Annotated in this window: 19 protein-coding genes; 9 read left to right on the top strand and 10 right to left on the bottom strand. The window is 75.3% G+C overall.

Annotated elements, in window-relative coordinates:
- Positions 1–2 precede the first annotated feature (2 nt).
- From DQ241_RS16815 to DQ241_RS16805, 3 genes are all read right to left on the bottom strand, one after another.
- On the bottom strand, positions 3–419 hold the full coding sequence (locus DQ241_RS16815) for a globin (protein WP_113831356.1): 417 nt from the start codon (positions 417–419) through the stop codon (positions 3–5).
- Positions 416–1,741 (bottom strand): MFS transporter, encoded by a 1,326-nt coding sequence (locus DQ241_RS16810; protein ID WP_233492512.1) that lies wholly within the window; start codon positions 1,739–1,741, stop codon positions 416–418. Before DQ241_RS16810 ends, DQ241_RS16815 begins: the two co-directional genes overlap by 4 nt.
- A gap of 69 nt (positions 1,742–1,810) precedes the next feature.
- A complete protein-coding gene (locus DQ241_RS16805) occupies positions 1,811–3,886 on the bottom strand; it encodes a prolyl oligopeptidase family protein (RefSeq protein ID WP_113831355.1) in 2,076 nt (691 codons plus the stop codon).
- Positions 3,887–4,095: 209 nt separating this feature from the next.
- Between DQ241_RS16805 and DQ241_RS16800 the strand changes: the two genes are divergently transcribed.
- Both DQ241_RS16800 and DQ241_RS16795 read left to right on the top strand, forming a co-directional pair.
- On the top strand, positions 4,096–4,623 hold the full coding sequence (locus tag DQ241_RS16800) for an HNH endonuclease (RefSeq protein ID WP_113831354.1): 528 nt from the start codon (positions 4,096–4,098) through the stop codon (positions 4,621–4,623).
- Positions 4,620–5,483, top strand: a complete 864-nt coding sequence (locus tag DQ241_RS16795) for a hypothetical protein (protein WP_113831353.1) — start codon at positions 4,620–4,622, stop codon at positions 5,481–5,483. Before DQ241_RS16800 ends, DQ241_RS16795 begins: the two co-directional genes overlap by 4 nt.
- 2 nt (positions 5,484–5,485) lie before the next feature.
- Here DQ241_RS16795 and kynU read toward each other — a convergent pair whose 3' ends face one another.
- Complete coding sequence (gene kynU, locus DQ241_RS16790) at positions 5,486–6,751, bottom strand: kynureninase (protein WP_113831352.1); 1,266 nt, start codon at positions 6,749–6,751, stop codon at positions 5,486–5,488.
- Positions 6,752–6,834: 83 nt separating this feature from the next.
- On the opposite strand from kynU, the gene DQ241_RS16785 reads away from it, so the two are divergent.
- The gene (locus DQ241_RS16785) at positions 6,835–7,191 is read left to right on the top strand and encodes a hypothetical protein (RefSeq protein ID WP_113831351.1); all 357 of its coding nucleotides are present in this window, start codon (positions 6,835–6,837) and stop codon (positions 7,189–7,191) included.
- Between the two features lie 45 nt (positions 7,192–7,236).
- On the top strand, positions 7,237–7,692 hold the full coding sequence (locus tag DQ241_RS16780; RefSeq protein ID WP_113831350.1) for a DUF5130 family protein: 456 nt from the start codon (positions 7,237–7,239) through the stop codon (positions 7,690–7,692).
- A 51-nt stretch (positions 7,693–7,743) separates the two neighbouring features.
- Here the strand turns inward: DQ241_RS16780 and pepN are convergent, their stop codons facing one another.
- Complete coding sequence (pepN, locus tag DQ241_RS16775; RefSeq protein WP_113831349.1) at positions 7,744–10,296, bottom strand: aminopeptidase N; 2,553 nt, start codon at positions 10,294–10,296, stop codon at positions 7,744–7,746.
- A gap of 134 nt (positions 10,297–10,430) precedes the next feature.
- On the opposite strand from pepN, the gene DQ241_RS16770 reads away from it, so the two are divergent.
- Entirely contained in the window at positions 10,431–11,096 is a 666-nt protein-coding gene (locus DQ241_RS16770) for a DsbA family protein (RefSeq protein WP_113831348.1), read from the top strand.
- Positions 11,097–11,105: 9 nt separating this feature from the next.
- On the opposite strand, the gene DQ241_RS16765 is transcribed toward DQ241_RS16770, so the two are convergent.
- Entirely contained in the window at positions 11,106–12,743 is a 1,638-nt protein-coding gene (locus tag DQ241_RS16765; RefSeq protein WP_113831347.1) for an MFS transporter, read from the bottom strand.
- A gap of 174 nt (positions 12,744–12,917) precedes the next feature.
- Between DQ241_RS16765 and DQ241_RS16760 the strand changes: the two genes are divergently transcribed.
- A complete protein-coding gene (locus DQ241_RS16760; RefSeq protein WP_113831346.1) occupies positions 12,918–13,679 on the top strand; it encodes an SDR family oxidoreductase in 762 nt (253 codons plus the stop codon).
- A 57-nt stretch (positions 13,680–13,736) separates the two neighbouring features.
- On the opposite strand, the gene DQ241_RS16755 is transcribed toward DQ241_RS16760, so the two are convergent.
- Positions 13,737–14,402 (bottom strand): DUF429 domain-containing protein, encoded by a 666-nt coding sequence (locus DQ241_RS16755; protein ID WP_113831345.1) that lies wholly within the window; start codon positions 14,400–14,402, stop codon positions 13,737–13,739.
- Positions 14,403–14,428: 26 nt separating this feature from the next.
- Here DQ241_RS16755 and DQ241_RS16750 point away from each other — a divergent pair, with 26 nt between their 5' ends.
- Positions 14,429–14,908 carry a ribose-5-phosphate isomerase gene (locus DQ241_RS16750; RefSeq protein WP_113831344.1) on the top strand — a complete coding sequence of 160 codons (480 nt, stop codon included), beginning with the start codon at positions 14,429–14,431 and terminating at the stop codon, positions 14,906–14,908.
- A 72-nt stretch (positions 14,909–14,980) separates the two neighbouring features.
- Here the strand turns inward: DQ241_RS16750 and DQ241_RS16745 are convergent, their stop codons facing one another.
- Positions 14,981–16,225, bottom strand: a complete 1,245-nt coding sequence (locus tag DQ241_RS16745; protein WP_233492511.1) for a GNAT family N-acetyltransferase — start codon at positions 16,223–16,225, stop codon at positions 14,981–14,983.
- A gap of 106 nt (positions 16,226–16,331) precedes the next feature.
- Between DQ241_RS16745 and DQ241_RS16740 the strand changes: the two genes are divergently transcribed.
- A complete protein-coding gene (locus DQ241_RS16740) occupies positions 16,332–16,751 on the top strand; it encodes a MarR family winged helix-turn-helix transcriptional regulator (protein WP_113831342.1) in 420 nt (139 codons plus the stop codon).
- On the opposite strand, the gene DQ241_RS16735 is transcribed toward DQ241_RS16740, so the two are convergent.
- Together DQ241_RS16735 and DQ241_RS16730 are read right to left on the bottom strand one after the other, a co-directional pair.
- Entirely contained in the window at positions 16,752–17,396 is a 645-nt protein-coding gene (locus DQ241_RS16735) for a response regulator transcription factor (RefSeq protein WP_113831341.1), read from the bottom strand.
- Positions 17,397–17,416: 20 nt separating this feature from the next.
- Entirely contained in the window at positions 17,417–18,727 is a 1,311-nt protein-coding gene (locus tag DQ241_RS16730; protein WP_113831340.1) for a sensor histidine kinase, read from the bottom strand.
- A gap of 197 nt (positions 18,728–18,924) precedes the next feature.
- Between DQ241_RS16730 and DQ241_RS16725 the strand changes: the two genes are divergently transcribed.
- Positions 18,925–20,559 carry a hypothetical protein gene (locus tag DQ241_RS16725; RefSeq protein ID WP_113831339.1) on the top strand — a complete coding sequence of 545 codons (1,635 nt, stop codon included), beginning with the start codon at positions 18,925–18,927 and terminating at the stop codon, positions 20,557–20,559.
- Positions 20,560–20,621: the final 62 nt, after the last annotated feature.

The raw sequence follows: 20,621 nt of genomic DNA, 5'->3' as shown, positions 1-20,621 counted from the left end.
GCTCAGCGGGGGGACATGTCCCCGCCGGCGTCTGCCGGGAAACGATTCTGCATGCTCGCCGCGGCCATCTCGAGGTAGCCCCACAGCGTCGCGTCCTGCTCGGGCGTCAGCTCCAGCGAGTCGACGGCGCTGCGCATGTGCCGCAGCCAGGCGTCGCGCTCGGCCGGCCCGATCGCGAACGGCGCGTGCCGCATCCGCAGCCGGGGGTGCCCGCGCTGCTCGGAGTAGGTGCCCGGCCCGCCCCAGTACTGCTCGAGGAACATCCGCAGCCGGGTCTCGGCGCCCTCCCAGTCGTCCTGGGGGTAGAGCGGCGCGATCACCGGGTCGGTGCGCACGAGGGCGTAGAACCGGGCCACCAGCCGGTCGAAGGTCGCGTGCCCGCCGACCTCGTCGTAGAACGACCGCCTCGACCCGCTCATGCTCGTGGTGCTCCCTCAGCCTCGATCGCCGTCCGCTGCTGCGTCCGTCGGTAGGAGACCAGCGCCGGGGCGACGGCGATCATTCCGAGGCCGCCGCACAGCGCCAGCACGCTGCTGGGCAGCAGCCCCTCGGCGGTGAGGCCGGCCAGCAGCGCACCGATGCCCTGCACGCCGTAGAGCCCGCTCACCGCGACACCGAACGCGCGCCCCCGGTAGGCGGCCGGCGCGGCCTGGACGAAGGACACGTTGAGCGGGATCAGCCAGGTGGCGCCCAGCCCGGAGAGGAACAGCAGGGCCAGGACCGCCCCGAACGGGACGGCGCCCTCCGCCGCGACCAGGCCGGCGATCAGCAGCGGCGCCAGCGACAGCAGGACCAGCGGCACGACCAGGCGTTCCCTCCGGGCGGAGGGCACGAACCGGCCCAGCACCAGCCCGCCGACGACGATGCCCGCCGGGTTGGCCGCCAGGAGGACGCCGAGCGCCATGGATCCGCGGCCCAGCTCGTCGGTGAGCGGCGCGGCGATGCCCTCCCAGGCGTTGCCGAACAGCGCGCCGACCCACAGCACCGCCATGATCGCCAGCATCCGCGGCGTGGAGCCGATGAACCGCAGCCCCTCGGTGGTGTCCCGCCACAGCGACCGGGGCGTCCCCGTCTCGCTCGTGGCCGGTGCCGGGCGCCGCTCGAGCCGGGCCCACAGCCACAGCGCGGAGACGGCGAAGGTGACCGCGTCGATCGCCAGCGCCGTCGAGGGGTGCAGGGCCGCCAGCGCGCCACCGACCAGGAATCCGACGACCTGCGCGACCTGGAGGGTGATCGTGGTCAGCGACGTCGCCAGCGCGTACCGCTCACCCTCGAGGACGTCGGCCATCAGCGCGGACCGGGCCGACTCGAACGGTGGCGCGCACAGCGAGACCAGCAGCAGGAGGCCCAGCAGCACGGGCAGCGGCATCCCCGGCACGGCCATGAGGCCGAGCAGCACCGCCCGCACGGCGTCGGCGCCGATGACCACCCGGTGGCGGGGGAGCCGGTCGGCCAGGGTCGAGAGCAGCGGACCGCCGATCAGCCACGGGAAGTGGCTGATCGCGAAGGTGAGCGCCGACAGCAGCGGCGAGCTGGTGCGCTGGTAGACGAGCACGGTCAGCGCGACGCGGGCCAGTTCGTCGCCGGCGGTCGAGAGCAGGAACGTGCCGAACAGGGGCCGGAACTCGGGGACGCCGAAGACCTCGCGGTAGGTCGCCGGCCGATCGGCCGGGCGCGGCGACGAGCCGCTCCCCGGCACCTCGGCTGTCAGCGTGCCCCCTCGCCGGTCGGAATGACGCACCGTGACCTGCTCATCACGGCGGAAATACTTGCAGGTGCCGTCTCGGATGTCAGCGACGCACCGCCGACATCACCCCTCCGACGTGAGCCCGGTGTAGCGGGCCAGGAAGGCCAGCTGGTCGGCGGCCAGCCCGACGGTGCGGCTCACCGCCCGCGCCCCGTGCCCGACCGACGTCTCGCGGCGCAGCACGACCGGCGCCTCCGCGGTCGTCGCGTGCTGAAGCGCGGCGGCCAGCTTGCGGCCGTGCAGCGGGTCGACCCGGGTGTCGGACTCGAACGTCGTGAGCAGCACCGCCGGGTAGGCCCTGCCCTCGCGCACCGCGTGGTAGGGCGAGTAGCCCAGCAGCCAGCCCAGCTCCGTCGGGTCCGCCGCCGTGCCGTACTCGTCGTTCCAGGTGCGGCCCAGCCCGAACAGCTCGTACCGCACCATGTCGAGCAGCGGTGCCGAGCACACCACCGCGGCCGCCAGGTCGGGCCGCTGGGTCAGGCTCGCGCCGACGAGCAGCCCGCCGTTGGAGCCGCCGAAGATCCCCAGCTGCTCGTGCGACGTCCAGCCCTGGGCGACGAGGTGCTCACCCGCGGCGGCGAAGTCGTCGAAGACGTTCTGCTTGCGCTCGCGCATGCCGGCGCGGTGCCACTCCTCGCCGTGCTCCGAGCCACCGCGCAGGTTGGCGACCGCCCACACGCCGCCGGCCGCGACCCAGGCGAGGGCCTGGGCGCTGTACGCCGGGGTGAGCGACACGTTGAAGCCGCCGTACCCGTACAGGACGGTCGGCCGGGGCCGGTCGGGGGTCCCGGCCGCCGAGAGGACGAACACGTGCACCGGCGTGCCGTCGGCCGACGTCGCGTGGGTCTCCACGACGTGCACGGCGGGCACCTCGCCGGCGACGTCGGCGGACTCCCAGGGCTGCAGCGCCTCGGGGGCGGACGCATCCCAGCGCAGCACCGACGGCGGGGTGGCGAAGTCGGTGTGGCCCACCCACGCCTCGCTGCCGCCCTCCGGCCGGGACGTGACCCCGGAGATGCTGCCGGCCCCGAGCCCGGTGACCTGCCCGAGCCGGCCGGTCCCGTCCGCGGCCCAGACCGACAGCCGGTCGGTGGCGTCGACGGCGTGCACGGCCAGGACCTGCAGCCCGCCCTCGGGGCCGTCGACGATCGCGACGTCGGTGAGGACCGCGCCGTCCTGCTGCGGGACGACATCCCGCCACCCCTGCGGCTGCCACGTCGACGGATCGGCCGGGTCGGCGACCGCCAGCCGGCTGCGCGGGGCGTCGCGGTCGGAGAACAGCCACAGCCGGCCGTCGCGTGCCACCCACGCCGTCGTCCGGGCGTCGACGCCCACCTGGAGGTCGCGCAGCGCGCCGTCCCCGGCGAGATCGGCGAGCCAGACGTCGTCGCGCGGGGCGGTCCCGACGGATCGGGAGACGACGAGCCAGCGGCCGTCGCGGCTGGTGTGCACGTCGAAGTAGCTGGACGGATCACTGCCCTCACCGTGCACGAGCAGGTCGCCGTCGGGGTCGCCGCCCACCCGGTGGCGCCACACCCGGCGGTGGAACTGCTCCTCGCCGGCCGGCACCTGGTCGGGAGCCAGGCGGCGGACGTAGAAGAGCTCCTCGCCGCCGGGCAGCCAGGCGACGGGGGAGTAGCGGCAGCGGTCGATCGGCCCGTCGAGCACCTCGCCCGTGGCGACGTCGAGCACGTAGAGCCGCGACTCCTCGTCGCCGCCGGTGGAGACCTGGTAGGCCAGCCGGTCGCCCTCCCAGGACGGCGACCACGCGTCGAGGGTCGTGGTGCCCTCCGGGTCCAGCGCCATGGGGTCGACCAGCACGCGGCTGCTGCCGTCGGCCTCGCGCACCCGCAGCACGGCGTGCTCCTGACCCGGGTCGCGGCGCGTGGAGAAGGCCCGCTCGCCGCGCCACACCGGCACCCCGACCGCGCCGGCGTGCACGAGCTGCTCCAGGCGCGCGGCGAAGGCGGGGCGGAGCGGGAGGGCCCCGAGGGTCTCGGCGGCGAGCGCGTCCTGCGCCTCGCTCCACGCCTGCGTGCGTGCGTCGGCGGGGTCCTCGAGCCAGCGGTAGGGGTCGGCGACGGCGTGTCCGTGCAGGTCCTCGACGAGGTCGAGCCGGGGGGCCTCGGGGTAGCGCATGCCTGCACGCTAACCGCCGCCGCCGACCCTCCCGGGGCGACGGCCAGCGCGGACCGCGCCGTTCCGGGCAGAATGGGCTCCGCCCGCGGGTCGCGCAGCACCCGGCGGTCCGGGGCGTCCGGAGGTGATCCGTGCCGCGTTCCGCGCCTGGGTCGTCGACGGCGGGTCACCCAGGCCCGCGCCGCGACCCCGCCCCACCGCTCGCCCCCGTGCCCTCCGCGGGCACCACCGGCGCCACCCTGCTGCTCAACGCGACGTACGAACCGCTGTGCGTCGTCTCCAGCCGGCGGGCGATCGTGCTCGTGCTGGCGGAGAAGGCCGAGCCGGTCGACTCCGCCGCCGACGTCGTCCACGCCGCCACGCTCAGCCTCCCGGTGCCCGTCGTCGCCCGGCTGACCCGCTACGTCCGCGTGCCGTACCCGGCGTCGGTCCCGCTGTCGCGGCGGGCGGTCTTCGCCCGCGACGGGTCGACCTGCGTGTACTGCGGCGGCTCGGCGACCAGCATCGACCACGTCGTGCCCCGCAGCCGCGGCGGCACCCACACCTGGGACAACGTCGTCGCCGCCTGCCGGCGCTGCAACCACACGAAGGCCGACCGGTCGCTGGCCGAGCTGGGCTGGCACCTGCCGCACCCGCCGCGGACGCCGAGCGGAGCCGCCTGGCGGCTGCTCGGCCACCGCACCGTCGACCCGCGCTGGCGCGAGTGGCTGGGCGTCCCCGAGAGCGTCTCGGCATGACGACCCCGACCACCGCGCGCCGGCTCTGGGCGATCGCCGAGCCGTACCACGCGCTCACCTACTTCGCGGCGGAGAGCCGCACCGCCGCGGAGGAGCGCGGGCTGCGCGGCTTCTGGCGCGGCTACTTCGCCATGCGCGCCGCGCCGCTCGGTCCGGTGGGGGCGCCGGTCGTCGTCGCCGCCTTCTACGGGTTCGCACCGGGGTTCGTCGCGCGTGCGGTGCCCGGGATCTGGGACGTCGTGACCCCGGCCGCGGCGCTCGACGCCCGGCTGGCCGGCGTCGACGCCGCGGTCCGGCGGGTCCTCGGCGGGGACTGGGTCTCCGCGTCCGAGGCGGAGCAGGCCGCCGACCTGGCCTGGACCGCCGCGACGGCCGTCGGTGCGTCGGGTCGCCCGCTCGCCGCGGCCAACGCGGCCCTCGATCGTCCGCGGGAGGCCCACCTGGCCCTCTGGCAGGCGCTCAGCACGCTGCGCGAGCACCGCGGCGACGGCCACAACGCCGCCCTGCTCCAGCGGGACATCTCCGGTCTGGAGTCGCACGTGCTCGCCGTCGCGGCCGGGCGGACCGACCGGGAGTGGCTGCAGCGGGCCCGCGGGTTCGACGACGGGCAGTGGGACGACGCCGCCGAGGCGCTCCGCGACCGCGGGTGGCTGGACGGCGGCGAGCTGACCGCGGAGGGCCGGTCGGTGGTCGCCGGGGTCGAGGCCGACACCGACCGGCTGGCGCTCGGGCCGTGGCGGGAGCTGGGCGAGGAGCGGGCCAGGCGGCTGGCCGAGCTGCTGGGGCCGGTGCGCCGGGCGGTCGTTGCCGCCGGTGACTGGGCGGCGGGCAACCCGATCGGCGTCCCGGAACCCGACTGATCTCAGGTGACGCGGGCGCGCTCCGCCGGGAAGGCCTCGTACGTGCGGTCGGCCAGGATCGCGCGGAACCGGTCCATGGCGTCCCAGACGTCGACGAACCGGGTGTAGAGCGGCGCCGGCCCGAGCCGCACCCGGTCCGGGGTCCGGAAGTCGGGCACCACGCCGCGGTCGATGAGCGCCTGGGTCAGCTGCCAGGCCTGCGGGTGGGCGAAGGTGACGTGCGAGCCGCGGCGGGCCGCGTCCCGCGGCGAGGCCAGCGCCACCCCCTGCGGGGCCAGCCACTCGTCGCCGAGCGCTACGACCAGGTCGGTCATCGTCCGGCCCTTGGCGGCCAGCCGCTCGATCCCGGCCTCGGCGATCAGCTCCACGCCCACCTCGACCGCGGCCATGCCGATCACCGGCGGCGTCCCCACGCCGAACCGCTCGACGCCGTCGGCCGGGACGTAGACCGGCCCCATGTCGAACTGGTCCTTCTGCCCGAACCAGCCCTGGATGGGGGAGCGCAGCTCCTCCTGCAGGTCCCGGCGCACGTAGAGGAACGCCGGCGCCCCGGGCCCACCGTTCAGGTACTTGTACGAGCAGCCGACGGCCAGGTCGGCGCCGGCGGCGTCGAGGTCCACCGGCACCGCCCCGACGGCGTGCGAGAGGTCCCAGAGCACCAGCGCCCCGGCGTCGTGCACCACCCGCGTGATCGCGGCGACGTCGGCCAGCCCGCCGGAGCGGTAGGCCACCAGCGACAGGACGACGACGGCGACCCGCTCGTCCAGCGCCGCGGCGAGCACCGCCGGGTCCGGGCCCTGGTCGATGTCGGCCTCGATCTCGCGCACCGTCATGCCCCGCGCCTCGGCCACCCCGGCGACGACGTAGCGGTCGGTGGGGAAGTCGTCGGCCGTGCAGACCAGCACGTCGCGACCGGGCCGCGCCGCCGCGCCGGCGACCAGCAGCTTGTAGAGGTTCACCGTGGTCGAGTCGCCGACCAGCACCTGGCCGGGACCCGCGCCGAGGACGCCGGCGCCGAGCCGGTCGCCCAGGCGGGCGGCGGTGCCGATCCACCGCGACCACGAGCCGACCAGCCCGCGCGCCCACTCCTGCTCGACCACCCGGGAGACCGCCGCCGGGGTGTCCAGCGGCATCCGGCCGAGCGAGTTGCCGTCCAGGTAGAGCAGCCGGTCGGGGCCCTCGTCGTCGGCACCGGCGAAGCGGCAGCGGAAGGAGGCCAGCGGATCGGCGGCGTCGAGCTCCTCGGCGGCGGCGCGGGTGAGGTCCACGGCCGATGTCTACCCGACGGCCCGGCGGCGGCGCGCACGGAGCCGACCGGCTGGGCGCACCGGCTGCCGGTAAGTTGAGCCCCGTGACCGTCGTCGAGACCATCCTCGTCTTCGTCGTGGCCCCGCTGGCCATCGTGCTGCTGCTCGCGCTGCTGACCCTCGGGCCCGCGGTCCGCGAGCGCCGGCCGCGCTACAAGCCCGGCCAGCCCTGGGAGCACGACGCCATCTGGTACGAGCCGCACCCCGAGGGCTCGGGCCACGGCGGCGGCCACGGGGACGACACCAACGCCATCGGCTCGTCGGTCTACCCCGAGCGCCACGGCATCGAGGCCGCGGCCACGCACGCCGTCTCGGGCGCCCCCCACGGCGGCGGGACCGCCGCCCAGCCGCACGCGCCCAAGCCGGCCGGGCCGCTCGGCGGCGCCCGCGGGACCTGGTGACCCGGTGACCCGCACCCCCACCCACGACACGCACGGAGGCCGGCGATGACCAGCGCGCTCGAGGTCGAGTCCCACGACACCGCGACCAGCCAGACCGGTCCGGCCCGCACCGACGAGGGCATCGACCAGGTCTTCTCGTTCCGCGAGCTGGCCCGCCTGGACGAAGCGCTCACCATGTCCTCCCGCGAGACCGGCCTGCGGTTCACGCTGTACGTCGGCGACCTGGGCAAGCCCACCCGCCCCCGCGCCGAGGAGCTGCACGCCCGGTCCGGGGGGAACACCGCGGAGGCCGTGCTCATCGCCGTCTCGCCCGGGCAGCGGGTCGTCGAGGTCGTGACCGGCTCCGCGGCCGCGCGCCGGCTGCCCGACCGCGCCTGCGCGCTCGCCGTCCTCTCCATGACCACCGCCTTCGCAGGGGGTGACCTGGTGGGCGGCATCGTCAACGGGCTGCGCCAGCTCTCCGACCAGGCCGGGCACCCGGCGGCGCTGCGCCACCACTGAACGACGACGAAGGCCCCGCTCCTCCGGCTGGAGGAGCGGGGCCTTCGTCGTTCACAGACCGGCTTCGGCGTCCCGCTCGCGGGCGCGCAGCGCGCGGGCGATGCCGTCCCTGCCCTCGAAGACCAGCCGGCGCAGCGGTGCCGGCTGGCTCGCGTCGGCGAGCCACGCGTCGGCGGCCGCGAGCGTCCGGGGCTCGACCACCGGTGGGAACAGGTACTGCACCGCGTTCTTCGCGATCTCACCCGGCCGGGAGTCCCACACCCCGCGCACGTCGGCGAAGTACCGCTCGACGTAGCCGGCGGTGAGCTCGCGCTGGGCGGGGTGCCAGAACCCGGCGACCATCGCCTCGTGCACCGCGTTGGGCACCGTCTCGTCGGTGAAGGCCCGGGTCCAGGTCTGCTCCTTGGACTCCGCGGTCGGGCGCAGCGCGCGAGCGGTCGCGGCGCGGCGCACGCCGGTCGCGGTGGCGTCCCGCTCGGCCTCCGCGTCGATCTCCGCGTCCCCGGCCGCGCCGATCGCGACCAGCCCCGACAGGAACGCCCACCGGGCGTCGGCGTCGACCTCGAGCCCGGCCACGGTGCGGGAGCCGTCGAGCAGCCCGCGCAGGACCGCGGCGTGCTCCTCGGTGCGCGCCGCGCTGGCGAACGTCCGGGACCACACCAGCTGCTCGTCGCTGCCCGCCGGCGCCGCCTCCAGGGCGGCCAGCGCGTGGTCGGCCAGCCGGGCCCAGCCGGTGGCGGCCCACCCGGGCTCGGCGAAGCTGGTCAGCGCCGTCTGCACCCGGGCCAGCAGTGACTGGACGACGCTGATCTCGGTCTCCGCCCCGATCCCGGCCAGGACGAGCTGGACCCAGTCGCGGGCGTGCAGCTCGGCGTCGCGGGTCATGTCCCAGGCGGCCGACCAGCACAGCGCCCGGGCCAGGGGGTCGGGGATGGCGCCGATGCGGTCGCGCAGGGTGGCCAGCGACCGCTCGTCGAGCCGGAGCTTGGCGTAGCTCAGGTCGTCGTCGTTGACGAGGACCAGGTCCGCGGCCGGGTGGCCGACCAGCTCGGTGACCTCGGTGCGCGCACCGGCCACGTCGAGCTCCACCCGGGAGGTGCGGGTCAGCCCGTCCGGGCCCTCGCTGTACAGGCCCACGGCGAGCCGGTGGTTGCGCAGCACCGGGTGCTCGGCGACGGCGCTCTGCTCGATGGCGAAGGAGGCGTAGCGGCCGTCGTCGGTCAGCTCGAAGACCGGGCGCAGGGTGTTGACCTGGCTGGTCCGCAGCCACTGGTCCGCCCACTCCGCGAGGTCGCGGCCGGTCGCCTCCGAGAGGGGGCCGAGCAGGTCGGCCAGCGTGGTGTTGCCGTACTCGTGGCGGCGGAAGTACCGCTGCACTCCGGCGAGGAACTCGTCGCGGCCGACGTAGGCGACCAGCTGCTTGAGCACCGAGGCGCCCTTGGCGTACGTGATGCCGTCGAAGTTGACCTCCACCGCGGCGACGTCGGGGATGTCCGCGGCGATGGGGTGCGTCGACGGGAGCTGGTCCTGCGCGTAGGCCCAGGCCTTCTCGGTGTTGGCGAACGTCGTCCAGGCGGTCGTGTACTCGGTCGCCTCGGCCTGGCACAGCGTGCTGATGTAGGTGGCGAAGGACTCGTTGAGCCACAGGTCGTCCCACCAGCGCATGGTCACCAGGTCGCCGAACCACATGTGCGCCAGCTCGTGCAGCACCGTCTCCGCGCGCCGCTCGTACCGGGCCCGGCTCACCTTCGAGCGGAAGACGTAGTCCTCGAGGAACGTCACCGCCCCGGCGTTCTCCATGGCGCCGGCGTTGAACTCGGGCACGAACAGCTGGTCGTACTTGTCGAACGGGTACGGGTAGTCGAAGACCCGGTGGAAGAAGTCGAAGCCCTGCTTGGTGACCCGGAACAGCTCGTCGGGGTCGAGGAACCGGGCGAGGCTGGCGCGGCAGTAGAGGCCCAGCGGGATGCCGTCGTGCGAGTCGGTGACCTTCGCGTACGGGCCGGCGATCAGCGCCACCAGGTAGGTGGAGATGCGCTTGGTGGGCGCGAAGTGGACCAGCTGCGAGCCGCCGGTGCCGGCCTCGATGGTGCGGTCGCCGGTGTTGGAGACGACCTGCCAGTCGAACGGCGCGGTCACGTGCAGGGTGAAGGTGGCCTTGAGGTCGGGCTGGTCGAAGCAGGCGAACATCCGCTTGGCGTCGGCCGGCTCGAACTGCGTGTAGAGGTAGACGGCGCCGTCCTCGGGGTCGAGGAAGCGGTGCAGCCCCTCGCCGGAGTTCGAGTACCGGCAGTCGGCGGTGACGACGAGGGTGTTCTCCTCCGCCAGGTCGGGCAGCGGCAGGCCGCCCTCCTCCGACCAGGTGCTCACGTCCAGCTCGACGCCGTTGAGGGTGGCGGAGCGGACGCCGTCGGCGACCAGGTCGATGAAGGTGGCGGCGCCGGGTTGCCGGGCGCCGAACTGCACCGTCGTCGTGGACAGGAAGGTCCGCTCACCGGGGTGGCCGGCGCCGTCGGTCACGTCCAGCTGGATGTCGTAGCTGGAGACGGTGAGGAGTTCGGCGCGGGCAGCGGCATCGGTGCGGGTCAGGTTGGGTACGGCCACGCCCGGCAGCTTCCCACGGCGTGACGACGGCAGTCCCCGTGCGTCCTGGGGAACAACCCGCTCCTGATCCGGATTGGCAGGAGCCAGGTGCCCGCCACCGTCCCGGCGGGCCACGAACGCGCGAGGAGAACCGCATGACCGAGGCAGTGCAGAGCGCCCCCGTGAAGGCACGCGTGGACTTCTGGTTCGACCCGCTGTGCCCCTGGGCCTGGCTCACCAGCCGCTGGGTGCTCGAGGCCGCCAAGGTCCGCGACATCGACCTCCACTGGCACGTCATGTCGCTCGCGGTGCTCAACCGCGGGCGGGACCTGCCGGAGGAGTACCAGGAGATGATGGAGCAGGCGATCGGCCCGGTGCGGGTCGCCGTCGCCGCCGCCCAGCAGCACGGCGACGAGGTGCTCGGCGACCTCTACACCGCCATGGGCACGCTGCGGCACCACGAGGGAGTCGAGCTGCCCGACCTCATCGCGCCGGCGCTGGAGCGGGTGGGGCTGCCCGCGTCGCTGGCCGAGGCCGCCGGCTCCACCGAGTACGACGAGGCGCTGGAGAAGAGCCACCACGAGGGCATGGACCCGGTCGGTGACGACGTCGGCACCCCGGTCATGCACATCGACGGCGTCGCGTTCTTCGGCCCGGTGATCAGCAGGGTGCCGACCGGTGAGGACGCCGGCAAGGCGTTCGACGGCGCCGTCCTGCTCGCCAACCTGCCCGACTTCTGGGAGCTCAAGCGCACCCGGCTCTCCGGTCCCGACATGGACTCCGTCCCGGCCGACGCCCTGGAGCTGACCGGCCGCCGCTGACCGCCCGGCTCAGGTCCGGTCCCGCTCGGGGAGCGACTCGTCGCTCGCCGGGCGGGCCGGCTCGGGCACCGCGACCGCGCCCTCCGGAGCGGCCGGCGGTGCCCCCGGCGGGACGTCGGTGGCCAGGTCCTGGTGCCGGATGGAGAGCCCGACCAGGACGACGACGGTCACCGCGGCCATCATCCAGATCGCGACCGTGAACGCCTGCGAGGTCCCGTAGGCCTGGGCCTCGAGCGCGGCCTGCGGCCCGGGCGGCCCGGCCGCGGACAGCTGGGCGAGGCGCTCGGCGATCCCGTTGGCGAAGACGGTGCCCAGCACCGCGATGCCCATCGCGCCGCCGATCTGCTGCACCGTGTTGAGGACGGCCGAGCCCACGCCGGCGTCCGCCGGGTCCACCCGGCTCACCGCGGTCAGCGTGAGCGGCACGAACAGCAGGCCCATGCCGACAGACTGGACGACGATCCACGGCAGCACGTCGGTGGCGTACGCGGCGCCGACGTCCATCCGGCTGTAGCCCCACATGGCCAGCACCGACAGCCCGCCACCGGCCCCGGCGATCCACCGGGGGTCCAGCCGCGACGCCAGCGCCGAGGCGATCTGGGCGGCGACGACGATGCCGGCCGTGAACGGCAGGAAGGCCACGCCGGCCTTCAGCGGCCCGTAGCCCAGCACCTGCTGCACGAACAGCGAGATGAACAGGAACATCGCGAAGATCGCCGCGCCGGTGAGAAGCATCGCCACGAAGCTCACCGCGCGGGTCCGGTCGGCGATCACCCGCATCGGCAGCAGCGCGGTCGAGGACCGGGCCTCGATCACGAAGAACAGCACCAGGAGCAGGACGCCGCCCAGGATCGGCCAGAGGACCAGGGCGTCCGACCACTCCTGCGGCTGCCCCGTGTCGGCGTCGGTCTGCGCCTTGCGGTTGAAGCCGTAGACGATCGCGGCCAGGCCGGTCGTCGCGGTGAGCGCCCCGGGCAGGTCCCACCGGCCCGGCTGCGGCCGCGACTCGGCCAGGAAGCGCGGTGCCAGCAACGCCACGACCAGGCCGATCGGCACGTTGATCAGCATCGTCCAGCGCCACGACGCCTCGGTCAGCGCGCCCCCGAGGATCAGCCCGACCGCCGCGCCGGCGCCCGACATGGCGGCGTAGACGGCGAACGCCCGGTTGCGGGGTGGGCCCGCCGGGAACGTCGTGGTGATCAGGGCGAGGGCGGTCGGCGAGGCCGCCGCGGCGCCGGCACCCTGCAGTGCGCGGGAGCCGAGCAGCTGCCACTGCTCCTGGGCGATGCCGGCGAGCAACGAGCCCAGCGAGAACAGCAGCACGCCGGCGACGAAGACCCGGCGGCGGCCGATGATGTCGCCCAACCGGCCCCCGAGCAGCAGCAGGCCGCCGAAGGCGATCGCGTAGGCGGTCACCACCCAGGTGAGGTCGGCGTCCGAGATCGCCAGGTCCTCCTGGATCCGCGGCAGCGCGATGTTCACCACCGAGCCGTCCAGCACCACCATCAGCTGCGCTGTGCTGATCAGGACCAGCGCGACCCACAGCGGGCGCCCGCCGGGGCCGGTCCGGCGCGGGGTCGCCTCGTCGGCCGCGGTAGCGGCCTCGCCGGACGTGCGCGGCGGCGGGAGGGGCGGGTCGTCGGTCATGTCGTCGCTCCGCTTCGACGGGAGACGTGGGCGCGCGGCTGCATCCGCGCGGCACGGTAGCGACGGCGCTGCCCGCCGGGGAGCCCGTGCCCGGCGGACCCCGGCCGTCCGGGCGTGGCCTGATCGGCCGCGAGCGCCCGGTCACCGTGCGAACCCGTGCGGCATGCTGGTGCGGTGCCGCACCCCGTCCGCCAGCGCATCTTCATCTCCGGCGCCAGCGCCGGCCTCGGCGAGGGCATGGCCCGCCGGTTCGCCGCCATGGGCCGCGACCTGGCGCTCGCCGCCCGCCGCACCGACCGGCTCGACTCCCTCCGCGCGGAGCTGCTCGCCGCGCACCCGGGCATCCGGGTGGCCACCAGCGCCATGGACGTCGACGACCCCGCCTCGGTCGGCACCGGCATGCGCCGGCTCGCCGACGAGCTGGGCGGTTTCGACCGGGTGGTGGTCAACGCCGGCATCGGCGCGGGCGCCTCGATCGGCACCGGCGCCGCGGAGGTCAACCGGGCCATCCTGGTCACCAACGTGCTCGGCTCGCACGCCCAGTGCGAGGTCGCGATGGAGCTGTTCCGCGACCAGGGCGCCGGGCACCTGGTGCTGATCAGCTCGGTGGCCAGCGTCCGCGGCATGAAGGGCAGCCGCACCGCCTACGGCGCGAGCAAGGCTGCGCTCAACGCCCTCGCGGAGGGCATCCGGTCCGACGTCCTGGGCTCGCAGATCGTCGTCTCGACGATCCTGCCGGGCTACATCGAGACGGCGATCAACGAGGGCCGCCGCGGTCCGCTCACCGTGGGGCTGGACAAGGGCGTCCGCGCGCTGACCGAGACGATCGAGCGCGAGCCGGTGCGCGGCTACGTGCCCGAGTGGCCGTGGCGCCCGGTGTCGCGGCTGCTGCGGGTGCTGCCCCTGCCGGCCGTCCGCCGCCTCACCGGCGACTGACCAGCTCTCGGTACCGAAAGCTGGGGGAGGGCACCAGCTTTCGGTACCGAAAGCTGGTCAGAAGCAGATCCGCATGGGGCGGTCGCGGGCGTCGCGCGAGCCGTCGCCGAGGCACTCGCCCTCACCGCGGGCCAGACGGGCGGCCGACCAGGCTGCCGCGCAGGCGTCCAGGGCGTCGACCATCGGCACGCGAGCCGGCGCGCCGGCCAGCGCTTCCTCCACGTCCAACACGGCGCGGAGGGCGGTGAGCCGCTGCACCGTGCCGCGGGCGGTGATCTTGGGGTCGGTCACCGTGCCGGCCATCGCCCGGAAGGCCAGCTCCGGGTGCACCTCCACGACCCGCTCGGACGGCGGGGCGCCGAGGGCCAGATCGAGCGAGCGGATGGCCGGCACCAGGTTCCACGCCTGCTTCGACAGCGCCCTGCCCGACGCCTGCAGGGAGATCCGGCAGGCGTCCGCGTAGTCGACGGCGTCCAGGACCGGGCGCAGGGGAGCCGGGAAGACCGAGCTCCCGGCTCGACCCAGGCGTCTCCTCGCGGCGACGTCGCAGACGCGGACGCCGTCCTCGGCCAGCCCGATGGGCATGTCGATCGCGATCAGCTCGGCCTCCGGGACGGCGAGGACGGCGGCCACGTCCGGCAGGTCGAGCAACCGGACCGCGCGGCCGTCGAGCAGCGCGCCCACCCAGCGCCCGCGCCAGCCGTCGACCCCCAGAACCGCCATGCGGGCAGCCTGTCAAACTGCTCGTCATGCGCGTCTTCGTCGGTACCGACCACGCCGGCCTCGACTTCAAGGAGCACCTCAAGCAGGCACTGGCCGAGGCCGGGCACGAGCCGGTCGACTGCGGGGCGTTCGAGTACGACGCCCAGGACGACTACCCGCCGTTCTGCTTCGAGGTCGGCGAGCGGACCGTCGCCGAGCCGGGCTCGCTGGGCGTGGTGATCGGCGGCTCCGGGAACGGCGAGCAGATCGCCGCGAACAAGGTGCCGGGAGTCCGCGCCGCCCTGGTGTGGAACACCGACACCGCCCAGCTGGCCCGCCAGCACAACGACGCGAACGTCGTCTCGATCGGCGCCCGGCAGCACTCCATCGAGGAGGCCACCGAGCTGGTCCTGGAGTTCCTGCGGACGCCGTTCAGCGGCGACGAGCGGCACGTGCGCCGGATCGGGCTGATCACCGACTACGAGCGCGACCGCCACCGCCCCGCCGGCGGGCTGCCCACCCGCTAGGCGACGTGCTGGAGCGGTCCCCTGCCAGGGACCCGGCCCGAGCGTGCGAGGGCGGGGGAGGGAGGGGTCCTCTCAGAACTCGTCGGGGCACCAGGGAGCGACCGGCCAGCCGAACGCGGTCGACGCCTGGGTGACCGCTCCGGGGCTGATCTCGCGGACCCGTCCGGCGGCCTGCAGCGTCGCCAGCGAGACCCCGCCGAGGTAGGCGGCCGACAGCGCCTGGATGTCCAACGCCAGGTCGGGGTCGCGGTCGGTGCGGTCGCAGAACGCGCCGGCGGGGTGGCCCCAGACGTGCCACCGGCCGCTGTTCTCGGGGCAGAAGTCGTCGCGGACGTCGAACACCATGTCCAGCGGAGCGGGGTACCGGCGGGCCGACAGCGCCCGGCCGACGTCGACCACCCGCACCCACAGCGCATCGACCGGCCGGGCGTGCAGCGCCCGCGGGTCGGCCAGCAGGTGCTGCAGCGGGTCGTCGTCCGACGCGTGCGAGGCGTTCACCGTCCGGATGAGGTCGTGCGAGAGCAGGTACTGCCAGAGCGCCGCGTACGCGGCGGGGTGCGTGGCCCGCACCTCGCCGACCTGCAGCGTGCCGTCGGGTTCGCTGCCCTCCGTCCAGGAGGACTTCAGCCGGTAGCTCGCGTACCCGGTCACCGAGCCGTCGTCCTCGGTGTGCAGCACCAGCTGCCGGGCGGTCCAGCCGTGCCGCCGCTCGGCGGGGTCGAACAGCTGGCGGTCCCACCAGCGGTCGTCGCGGGCCATGTTGCCCGGGACGAACCGGCGCACCTGCTCGTGCACCGACCGCGCCGCCGCCAGGTACTCGTCGCGGTCGACCAGCCGCACCGTGCCCGTCCCGGTGTCGACGTCGGCCCGCAGGCGCAGCCGCTCGGTGCGCCCGGTCCAGCCACCCCGGTACGAGCCGGGCGCGTAGCCGAAACGGCCGTAGATGGAGGACTCCGCGGCCCACAGCGCCGCCACCGGTTCGCGCCCGGCCGACCGGATCTCCTCCAGCTGGCGCCGCATGATCGCGGTGAGCACGCCCCGCCGCCGGTGGGTGGGGGAGACGGTCACCCACGTGATGCCGGCGCACGGGACGACGGCGCCGGGCACGGTCATCTCCAGGCTGTAGATGCCCGAGGTGGCGGCCACCCGGTCGCCGTCGAACAGGCCCAGCGAGCGGTCCAGCTCGGCCACCGGCGAGGGCGTGTCCAGGTACGGACCCGAGGGATCCTCGGCGAACACCCGGCTCATCGCACGCGTGAAGGCGGGCCACTCGTCGGCGGTGGCGGCGCGGAGCTGGGCGGCGAGGTCCTCGGGCACGAGGACGTGTCTACCGGGCGGGGACGACGGTCCGCCAACGAGTTCCGGCACCGTCGCGCGCGGATCGGCGCGCGACATCGCAGGTCGGGGTGTCAGGATGCCGCCCATGCCCGAGGAGCAGCGCCCGATCGGCTGGTGGGTCAAGCGTCTCGACGCGCTCCTGGAGGAGGCCGTCGACGCCGCCGTGGCGGGGGAGGGGCTCACCCGCCGGCACTGGCAGGTGCTGCACTCGCTGGCCGAGGGCGAGGCGCGGGAGGCGGCGGTCTCCGACGCGCTGCGCGACTTCGCCGGCGACGTCCCCGGCGTGGTGGCCGACCTCGCCGCCCGTGGCTGGGTGGCCCGACCGGCGCCCGGGCAGGTCCGGCTGACCGAGGACGGCGCCGCCGGGCACGACCGGGTGCTGCGGGCCGTCGGCCGGGTGCGCCGGCACGCCGCGGACGGGATGTCCCGGCAGGAGTACGAGCGGACGATCCTGGTCCTGGCCCGCATGGTCGAGAACATGGAGCGGGCGCTGGGCCGCGGCTGATCAGCTGCGCAGGTAGGCCAGCGTGGCCATCACCCGCCGGTGCTGGTCCTCGTCCTGGGCCAGCCCGAGCTTGGCGAAGATGTGCTGGGTGTGCTTCTCCACCGCGCCCTGGGTGACCACCAGCTCGCGGGCGATCGCGGTGTTGGAGTGCCCCTCGGCGATCAGCGCCAGGACCTCGCGCTCGCGCGGGGTCAGCCGCCGCACCGGGTCGTCGGCCCGCCGGCGCGCGAACAGCTGCGACACCACCTGGGGGTCGAGGACCGTGCCGCCGCCGACGACGTCCTCGAGCGCGGCGAGGAACGTGTCGACGTCGGCGACCCTGTCCTTGAGCAGGTAGCCCACCCCGCCCCGGCCGTCGGCCAGCAGCTCGTCGGCGTAGGCCACCTCGACGTACTGGGAGAGCACGAGGACGGCGGTGCCGGGCACCGCCGTCCGCGCCTCGACGGCGGCCCGCAGGCCCTCGTCGGTGTGCGTCGGCGGCATCCGGACGTCGACGACGGCGACGTCGGGCCGGTGCTCGCGGACGGCCTTCACCAGCGACGGTCCGTCCGCCACGGCGGCGACCACCTCGGTGCCGGCCTCCTCGAGGAGCCGGACCAGGCCCTCCCGCAGGAGGACCGAGTCGTCGGCGAGCGCCACCCGCATGCCTCGGTCCGGTGGTCGGCTCACGTGCACGGGAGCTCCGCGGTGAGGCGGGTGGGGCCCCCGCGGGGGCTGTCGACGGCGAGGGTGCCGTCGACCGCCTGCAGCCGGTCGGCCAGCCCGGACAGGCCGTGGCCGGGGGCGAGGACGGCGCCGCCGGAGCCGTCGTCCTCGACGACGACGCGCAGCCGGCCGCCGGTGCAGACCAGGTCGACGCGGCAGGTGGCGGCGTCGCTGTGCTTGGCGACGTTGGCCAGCGCCTCGCTGACGACGAAGTAGGCGGTGTTCTCGGTGACCGGCGCGAGCCGTTCGGCCGGCAGGTCGACGGCGAGCTCGACCGGCACGGGGGAGCGGGCGGCGAGGGCGGCCAGCGCGGCGGCGAGTCCGCGGTCGGCGAGGACCGGCGGGGCGATGCCGCGGGACAGCGCCCGCAGCTCCTCCAGCGTCTCGCGGGCGAGGCCGGCCGCCTCGGTCAGCGTGCCGCGCGCCGCGTCCGGGTCCCGGTCGAGCTGGCGCTGCGCACGCGACAGGTCCATCGACAGCCGCACGAGATGCTGCTGCGGGCCGTCGTGGATGTCGCGCTCCAGCCGGCGCAGGGCCACGGCCTCGGCGGCGACGGCGGCGTCGCGGCCCCCGGCCAGCCGGTCGATCTCCTGCTGCGTGGCGGCGCGGGAGGTGAGGACGACGCGGCCCAGCTGGGCCTGGAGCAGGGCGACGGCGCGGACGACGAAGGGGAGGAGGACGGCGAAGAGGATCCCGATCGCGGTGTAGAAGGCGATGCGGCGCCCCGCGGAGCTCTCGAAGCCCAGCAGCTCGAGCAGGTCGTTGTTGTCGGGGTCGGTCGAGGGGTCGGGGAGCGCCCAGTCCCACGCGCCGTACGTCAGCCCGCCCAGCGTCACCGACCACCAGGTCACGGTCACGACGAAGGAGAAGATCGCGACCGGGAACTGGACCAGCGCGTGCAGCACGTCCAGCCAGCGCTGCGGATCGCGCAGCGGGGTGGTGACCGCCCGCACGCCGCCGCCGTCGGCCCGGCGGTACACCGGGCGCGGCACCGGCCGGCCCAGCACCTTCGGCAGCCAGGCCCGCTCGACGGCGGCGAACCCCTGCGCCGCGACCAGCGTGACCGCGAGGACGGCGACGCCCACCCAGACGACCAGCAACCCGGCGCCCACCGAGAGCCCGGTGACCACGACGACGAACGAGGCGATCGCGACCGGGAAGCCGACGAGCGTGTAGGCGGTGTCCACGCCGAGCTGCTGCAGGCGGCCCGGGCGGCGGGCGGGCGGTGCCGTGGGAGGCATCGCGGGGAGGACGGCGGTGTCGGTCATCATGCCGTCGAGCCTGGTCGGCGGGCGGTTCCGGACCCATCCCGCTGCCTGGCCGTTCGGGAGTCGGGCTGACCCGACCGTGCGCTGCTCATGTCGCGCCGATGCTCCCGGTGCGGCACGCCGGGTGTCCAGCACCCGCGCCCCGTCGGGGTGGGTCGTAGGGTCGGCGCAGACCCGCTGTCGGCGGTCGGAGGAGGAACGTGCGCTCACGTGCGGTGGTCCTGTCCGCGGCGATCGCCCTGCTCGCCGGGGGCTGCAGCGCCTCCGACGACGGCGAGCCCTCCGTCCAGCGGGCCGCGGCGCCGGTGGTCTCGGCGCCGGGGGCGCGCCTGACCGTCGTCGCCGATGCGGACCCGGTCGACCAGGCGCTGAGCACCAGCCGCGCGCTGTTCGAATCCGCCCCTGCCGCCGTGCTGGCGCAGGCCGACGACCGCCCAGGGGTGCTCCTGGGCGCATCGGCCGCGGTCGGCCTGGGGGTGCCGCTGCTGCTCACCCCCGCGGACGGGGACGGCGACGGACCGGCCGCGGAGCTGGCCCGCCTGGGTGCCCGCACCGTGCTCGCCGTCGGCGACGCGGAGGGGGAGGGGCTGGACGTCGAGGTCCGCCGGGTGCCCACGGACGCCGGGCGGGTCGCCGACACCGCGGGTCTCGGGTTCGGGGAGCGCCAGGAGGTGCCGACCGACGGTGACCTCGCCGCGGTCGCGGCCCTGGACGCGGACCGCCCGGCCGCGCTCCGGCCGGACGACGAGGGCGCCCCGGCCCCGGGTGACGACGTGGGAGCCCTGCCGGCCTTCGACCGCCCGGAACCGCTCCGGGGGGCGGTCGTGCTGGCCGCCGCCGACGCCGTGCCCGCCGCGGTGGCCACCGCCCGCGCCGCCGGGGCCCGGGTGCAGCTGGTGGGTGCGGACACCGACCCCCGTGCGTCGGCCGAGGTGGTGGAGCTCCTCGCCGACGACCCGGAGTCCGTGCTCGCGCTCGGAGCGGGGTTCGGTGCCGAACCGGGGCTGGACTGGAAGGTGGAGACGGCGGCGACCGGAGCCCAGCTGCCCGGTGGTGGCCAGCTGCTCTTCCCGGGCCGGATGCTGGTCGCCCTGTACGGGCACCCGGGCACCGGTGCGCTCGGCGTCCTGGGGGAGCAGCCGGTCGAGGCGGCCATCCAGCGGGCGCGCGACCACGCGGCGCCCTACGAGCCGCTCGTCGACGCCGAGGTGGTGCCCGCGTTCGAGATCATCGCGACGGTCGCGTCCTCGGCGGCCGGGGGCGACGGCAACTACTCCGCCGAGGCCGATCCCGAGTTCCTCCGGCCCTGGGTCGAGGCCGCGGGGGAGGCCGGGGTCTACGTCGTCCTGGACCTGCAGCCGGGTCGCACCGACTTCGTGACCCAGGCGGAGCGGTACCGGTCGCTGCTCGAGCTGCCGCACGTCGGGCTGGCGCTGGACCCCGAGTGGCGGCTGGCCCCGGACCAGGTCCACCTGACCCAGATCGGCTCGGTGCCGGTGGAGGAGGTCAACGCCGTCGTCACCTGGCTGGCCGACCTCACGCGCGCGGCCGCGCTGCCGCAGAAGCTCCTCGTGCTGCACCAGTTCCGCACCGACATGCTCCCGGGGCGGGAGCGCCTGGACACCTCGCGCGACGAGCTGGCCGTGCTGATCCACGCCGACGGGCAGGGGTCGCAGGGCGACAAGCAGGCGACCTGGGCTCGGCTGCACGAGAACCCGCCGGCGGGGATCACGTGGGGCTGGAAGAACTTCTACGACGAGGACGCCCCGATGCTGACGCCGGAGCAGACGGTCGACCAGGTCGACCCGGTCCCGGAGCTGGTGAGCTACCAGTAGCCGGGTGGTCCGGGCCCCGACCCCTCCCGGACTGTCGGTGCCCTGTGGTGTGCTGGCGCCCA

Origin of the sequence: Blastococcus sp. TF02A-30, assembly GCF_003319185.1 — a bacterium.
Taxonomy (GTDB): Bacteria; Actinomycetota; Actinomycetes; order Mycobacteriales; family Geodermatophilaceae; genus Blastococcus.
This window is presented reverse-complemented; position numbering and strand designations above follow the sequence as displayed.

What these genes read in the sequence shown, in the direction of transcription:
- DQ241_RS16730 (WP_113831340.1), bottom strand. Translation starts at nt 18,727, where the DNA reads ATGATGACCGACACCGCCGTCCTCCCCGCGATGCCTCCCACGGCACCG.
- DQ241_RS16795 (WP_113831353.1), top strand. Translation starts at nt 4,620, where the DNA reads ATGACGACCCCGACCACCGCGCGCCGGCTCTGGGCGATCGCCGAGCCG.
- DQ241_RS16815 (WP_113831356.1), bottom strand. Translation starts at nt 419, where the DNA reads ATGAGCGGGTCGAGGCGGTCGTTCTACGACGAGGTCGGCGGGCACGCG.
- DQ241_RS16740 (WP_113831342.1), top strand. Translation starts at nt 16,332, where the DNA reads ATGCCCGAGGAGCAGCGCCCGATCGGCTGGTGGGTCAAGCGTCTCGAC.
- DQ241_RS16805 (WP_113831355.1), bottom strand. Translation starts at nt 3,886, where the DNA reads ATGCGCTACCCCGAGGCCCCCCGGCTCGACCTCGTCGAGGACCTGCAC.
- DQ241_RS16765 (WP_113831347.1), bottom strand. Translation starts at nt 12,743, where the DNA reads ATGACCGACGACCCGCCCCTCCCGCCGCCGCGCACGTCCGGCGAGGCC.
- DQ241_RS16755 (WP_113831345.1), bottom strand. Translation starts at nt 14,402, where the DNA reads ATGGCGGTTCTGGGGGTCGACGGCTGGCGCGGGCGCTGGGTGGGCGCG.
- DQ241_RS16770 (WP_113831348.1), top strand. Translation starts at nt 10,431, where the DNA reads ATGACCGAGGCAGTGCAGAGCGCCCCCGTGAAGGCACGCGTGGACTTC.
- DQ241_RS16780 (WP_113831350.1), top strand. Translation starts at nt 7,237, where the DNA reads ATGACCAGCGCGCTCGAGGTCGAGTCCCACGACACCGCGACCAGCCAG.
- DQ241_RS16735 (WP_113831341.1), bottom strand. Translation starts at nt 17,396, where the DNA reads ATGCGGGTGGCGCTCGCCGACGACTCGGTCCTCCTGCGGGAGGGCCTG.
- DQ241_RS16750 (WP_113831344.1), top strand. Translation starts at nt 14,429, where the DNA reads ATGCGCGTCTTCGTCGGTACCGACCACGCCGGCCTCGACTTCAAGGAG.